Source organism: Microbacterium sp. 5K110 (genome assembly GCF_005774735.1).
Taxonomy (GTDB): domain Bacteria; phylum Actinomycetota; class Actinomycetes; order Actinomycetales; family Microbacteriaceae; genus Microbacterium.
Genome location: NZ_VBUM01000138.1, coordinates 1 through 4826 on the forward strand (window position 1 = coordinate 1; position 4826 = coordinate 4826).

General features: G+C 73.5%; 4 protein-coding genes. 2 read left to right on the forward strand and 2 right to left on the reverse strand.

Going from position 1 to position 4826, the window contains the following annotated elements; all coding sequences use genetic code 11:
• Together FE256_RS17480 and FE256_RS17485 are read right to left on the reverse strand one after the other, a co-directional pair.
• Nucleotides 1-1499: molybdopterin-dependent oxidoreductase (locus tag FE256_RS17480; RefSeq protein ID WP_138178189.1), on the reverse strand; the 1499-nt coding region annotated here is incomplete at its 3' end.
• A gap of 117 nt (nt 1500-1616) precedes the next feature.
• Entirely contained in the window at nt 1617-2552 is a 936-nt protein-coding gene (locus FE256_RS17485) for an SDR family oxidoreductase (protein WP_252371081.1), read from the reverse strand.
• Between the two features lie 145 nt (nt 2553-2697).
• Here FE256_RS17485 and FE256_RS17490 point away from each other — a divergent pair, with 145 nt between their 5' ends.
• Together FE256_RS17490 and FE256_RS17495 are read left to right on the forward strand one after the other, a co-directional pair.
• Entirely contained in the window at nt 2698-3537 is an 840-nt protein-coding gene (locus FE256_RS17490) for a helix-turn-helix transcriptional regulator (RefSeq protein WP_138178193.1), read from the forward strand.
• A gap of 29 nt (nt 3538-3566) precedes the next feature.
• Complete coding sequence (locus FE256_RS17495; protein WP_138178195.1) at nt 3567-4724, forward strand: alpha/beta fold hydrolase; 1158 nt, start codon at nt 3567-3569, stop codon at nt 4722-4724.
• Nucleotides 4725-4826 lie beyond the last annotated feature (102 nt).

Sequence of the window (4826 nt, forward strand, 5' to 3'; positions counted from 1 at the left end):
GGAGCGGCGTGGGCGGGCGTCTGCGTATCGCCGGTCGTGGACGTGGCGCGGCAGCGGATCGTGTGCGGGCCGCTGGTGGCATCCCAGGGGAGACTCCACTGCACCCACGTGTCGGACGAGATCGCGCTCGCGAGCATCGCCGGCTGCCACGGCCCGTCGTCGATCTGCACCTCGACACCCGAGACGCCGACGTGGGTCTGCCAGGCGACACCGGCGATCGTGACCGGGCCGGCGTCGACGCGGGCTCCCGCGCGCGGTACGTCGATGCGGGACGCGAGCTTCACCGGGCCGCGCGCCGACCAGCCCCGCGAGGTCCAGTACCCCTCGGCGCGGGCGTACTGGGTGACCTCGAGCTCCGTGACCCACTTGGTGGCGGACACGTAGCCGTACAGTCCGGGCACGACCATGCGCACCGGGAAGCCGTGCTCGATGGGCAGGGGTTCGCCGTTCATGCCGATCGCGAGGAGCGCCTCCCGCTCGTCGGTCAGCGCCTCCAGCGGCGTGGACGCGGTGAAGCCGTCGATGGAGTGCGACAGCACCATGTCCGCATCCGGGGTCGGCCGCGCCCGCGCGAGCAGATCGCGGATCGGGACGCCCAACCACCGGGCCGTGCCGATGAGCGATCCGCCCACCGCGTTCGACACGCACACGAGGGTCGCGACCGTCTCACGCTGGGGGAGGGCGACGATGTCGTCCCACCGCAGGACGACCTCCTCCTCGACGAGACCGTGGATGCGGAGACTCCACTCGGACGGATCGATCTGGGGCACGACGAGCGCGGTGTCGATGCGGTAGAAATCCGCCGCGGGCGTGATGACCGGGGAGAGTCCGGGGATGCCGAGCTCCGCCGCCGCGGGGACCGTCGCCGTGACGGCGGGCGTGGGCAACCGGAGCGCGGCGCGGATCGCCGAGGTCGCCTGTGCGCCACCGCGCATCGCCGCCGAGCCGACGGCGGCCAGGGCGCCGCCCACGACGGCCAGGCCCGAGAGCACGAGGACGCTGCGCCGGCTCGGGCCCTCGGTATCGGAGCGAGCCGGAGCATCCGTGGGCAGGGGCCGCGGGAGCCGGGCGATGAGCAGCGCGCCTCCCACGGCCGCCGCCACCCCGGCGACGAGCGACGGCACCGGCGACAGGATGCCGGCATCGGCCCGCGTCATCGACACGATCGCGCCGACACCGCCGAGCGCCGCGAGGACGACGCGGCCCCACGGGGGCCGGCGGCGCTCGAGCACCCCGGCCGCGGCGGCGACCGCGAGGAGCAGGACCGCGATCCCGACGAGCAGCGCGGCCTTGTCCGCCGTGCCGAACCAGCTGATGGCCAGGTCCTTCGCCCACGCCGGGGCGATGTCGATCATTCCGCCGCCGATGACGGCGAAAGGACTCGCCGAGGGAGCGACCACGGCCGCGGCGAGCTCGCCGAGCCCGGCCCCGAGCGCCGTGGCCGAGACACCGGCGACGGCCGCGAGCAGATCGGTGGTGCGCGACGACGTGGGGGTCACGATCGGAGCCTAAGGAGCGCACGGCACCCCGGCGCCGCCCGGCCCGGAACTCACAGCCAACCGGCACGATCCGGCCGGGGGCGTCTACGCCCGGGTGGACCGGTGCCCGGTGCGCCCTCACACACTCAGCGCGACCCCCGCGAGCCGTTCCGACTCCTCCCAGACCCGTGCCGATTCGCCCTTGTCGCGCAGGGGTCGGTACAGGGCGTGCGTGGCCGCCCGGCCGCCGACGTGCAGCGGTCCGCGCGGGCCATAGAGGACGTCGGTGCGCGGCGATGTCGTGGTGGCGGCCAGCAATGCCGGCTGGGCGGCCGAACGCACCGTGCCGACGAGGATGCCGTGCCGCGACATCCAGCGGATGGCGCGGACGTGCGGGGTGTCGGTCGTGCGGCCGATCTCGGGGCGCGCGGCGAGAAGGCTCGTCGGGGCCACGCCGGGGTGCGACAGCACGCTCGTCACCCCCCAGTCCGCCGCCCGGCTGCGGCGGTCGAGTTCGAGAGCGAACAGACCCAGGGCGATCTTGGACTGGGAGTACACGCGCTGGCCGTCGTACGACCGCTCGGCCTGGAGGTCGTCCCAATCGATGCGGCCGCGCGCGGCCGCGATGCTCACCTGCGTCACGACGCGCGCCTTCCCGGCAATCAGGAGCGGCAGCAGCTGGCCGACCAGGGCGACGTGGCCGAGGTGGTTCGTGCCGAACTGGAGTTCGTAGCCGTCGGCCGTCGTCTGCCGTTCGGGCGGGGTCATCACCCCGGCGTTGTTGATCAGCAGATGGACCGGGCGGCCGTCGGCCCGCAGGTCCCGGCCGAGAGCGGCGACGCTCGACAGCGACGAGAGGTCGAGGTCGCGCAGCTCGAGTCGCGCGCCGGGCACGCGGTCGCGGATCGACCGGACGGCGCGATCGCCCTTCGCGCGGTTGCGGACAGGGAGCACGATCTCCGCTCCAGCGGCAGCGAGGTGTTCAGCGATGACGAGTCCCATGCCGTCGCTCCCGCCGGTGAGGACGGCGCGTCGGCCGGTGAGGGAGGGAAGGGCGATGTCGATGTCGGTCACGGTGTCTCCTCGGTCGGTGTCCTGCCAGCGTGCGCGGATCGGCCGTCGCGAGCCAGGACCCGTCAGTCCCCTGCTGCGCGGTCCCCCGAAAGGGGGGATCACCGCGTCCTGGTTCCGGGGTCGGGCGACGGGTAGACAGGGGAGCATGATGGATCGGTCGGCTCTCGCGGACTTCCTCCGCACCCGTCGCGAAGCGCTCCAGCCCGAGGACGTTGGGTTCCCGCGGGGCCCGCGCCGCCGCACGCCCGGACTCCGCCGGGAGGAGGCGGCTGCGCTCGCGCACATGTCCACGGACTACTACGCACGGCTGGAACGCGAACGCGGACCGCAGCCGTCGCCGCAGATGCTCGGCGCGATCGCGCAGGGGTTCCACCTCACCCGCGCTGAGCGCGACCACCTCTTCCGCGTGGCCGGACATGTGCCCGAGGAACGGGGTTCCATGACGGAGCACATCAGCCCCGGACTTCAGCGCATCCTCGACCGTCTCGACGACACCCCTGCCGAGATCATCACCGAGCTGGGCGAGACGCTCCGACAATCGCCCCTGGGAGCCGCCCTGACCGGGGATGCGTCTGTGCGCACGGGACCGGAGCGGAGCCTCGGCTACCGGTGGTTCAGTGACCCGGCGACGCGGGCGCTGTACGCCCCTGAGGAACACGAGTTCCTCAGTCGCCTTTTCGCCGCCGGTCTGCGAGAGCTGGCGGGCCGCCGTGGACCCGGCTCACGCGCCGCTCTGCTCGCGGACCAGTTGCTCGAAAGCAGCGCCGAATTCCGCACGCTGTGGGCCGCGCACGAGGTCGGGCTGCGTCCGCGACAGACCAAGACGTTCGTCCACCCGTCGGTCGGCGCTCTCGAATTGCACTGTCAGACCCTCATCGATCCCGAGACGTCCCACTCGCTCCTCGTGTACACCGCGGTGCCCGGCAGCGAGAGCGCCGACCGGCTGCGCCTGTTGGCCGTGGTCGGACCCCTCGGCCGCCCCTGACCCGCCCGACGCGCGGTAGCGTGCGGAGCATGGGTGAGTCCGTGCGGAGCGTGAGACGACCGGCCACGGACGGGTCGCCGGCGTTCGACCTGACGTACGTGCGGTCGGGGCCTCGCACAGCGACGCCCGTGCTCGTCATCCCCGGGGGTCCCGGCCTGCTCTCGATGCTGCCCTACCGGGGCCTGCGCCGGTGGGCGGCCGGCGGCGGCCTCGACCTGATCGTGGTCGAGCATCGCGGCGTCGGCCGCTCCCGTCACGACCTCGACGGTCACGACCTCCCGCCCGCGGCGATGCGGGTCACCGCCGTGCTCGACGACCTCGCCGCCGTGCTCGACGCCGAGGGGGTCGACCGTGCCTACGTGGTCGGTTCGTCGTACGGCAGTTATCTCACGTCGGGCTTCGGGGCACGGCATCCGGAACGCGTCGCCGGGATGCTGCTCGACTCGGCCCTGCAGTCCGCCCACGATCTCGACCTCGAACGCGCGCATCTGCGGGCCCTGTTCTGGGACGGCGACGACGAGATCGCCCGCGGTGTGCGCGGACTCGTCGCCGACGGGGTCGACGACCGCGTCGTGCTCGACGTCGTGCGGGCCGCGTATGAGCTCGCCGGTCCCGAGCTCGTGCTGCCGCTCGTCCGCCACCGGCCCGGGTTCGCGTGGCACGCGCTCGCCGCGTACACCACGCGCGACGGGTCGGTCGCGCGCATTCCGGGGGTGTACGAGTTCGGCGTCGTGGGCACGATCGCCTTCCGCGAGCTGCACTACGGCGCGCCGCCCGACGGCCTCCCCCTCGATCCGGCGCTCACCTACGCGCCGCTCGCCCGGCGGTACCCGGCGTTCGCGGGGGAGCCCTACGACCTGACGGCCGCGGTGGCCTCGTTCACCTGGCCGGTCGTGCTGCTCTCGGGCGACCGCGATCTTCGCACTCCTCCCGCGATCGCCGAGCGCGTCGCGCGCGCGGTCCCGGATGCCACACTCGTGCGCCTACGAAACGGCCACAGCGCCCTCGAAACCCACCCCCTGGCGCTCCTGAATGCCACCCGCCGGCTCGTTCGCGGTCAGCAGCACCGACTGCCCGGCGAGGAGGAGGCCCTCGACCGACTGCCACGGAAGGGACCGGCGGCGCGCTTCCCGCAGCTGCTGCGCGTCCTCGCGCACGCCGACACGCTGGTGCGCGCGCGACGCTGACGGTTCCCTGCCGCGTGCGGGCGTCGCTGTCAAGCCTCGGCGGTTTCGGCGCGCACCGGAAGAATCGAGGAATGAGCGACGCCGTTCATCCCCCGTTCCCCC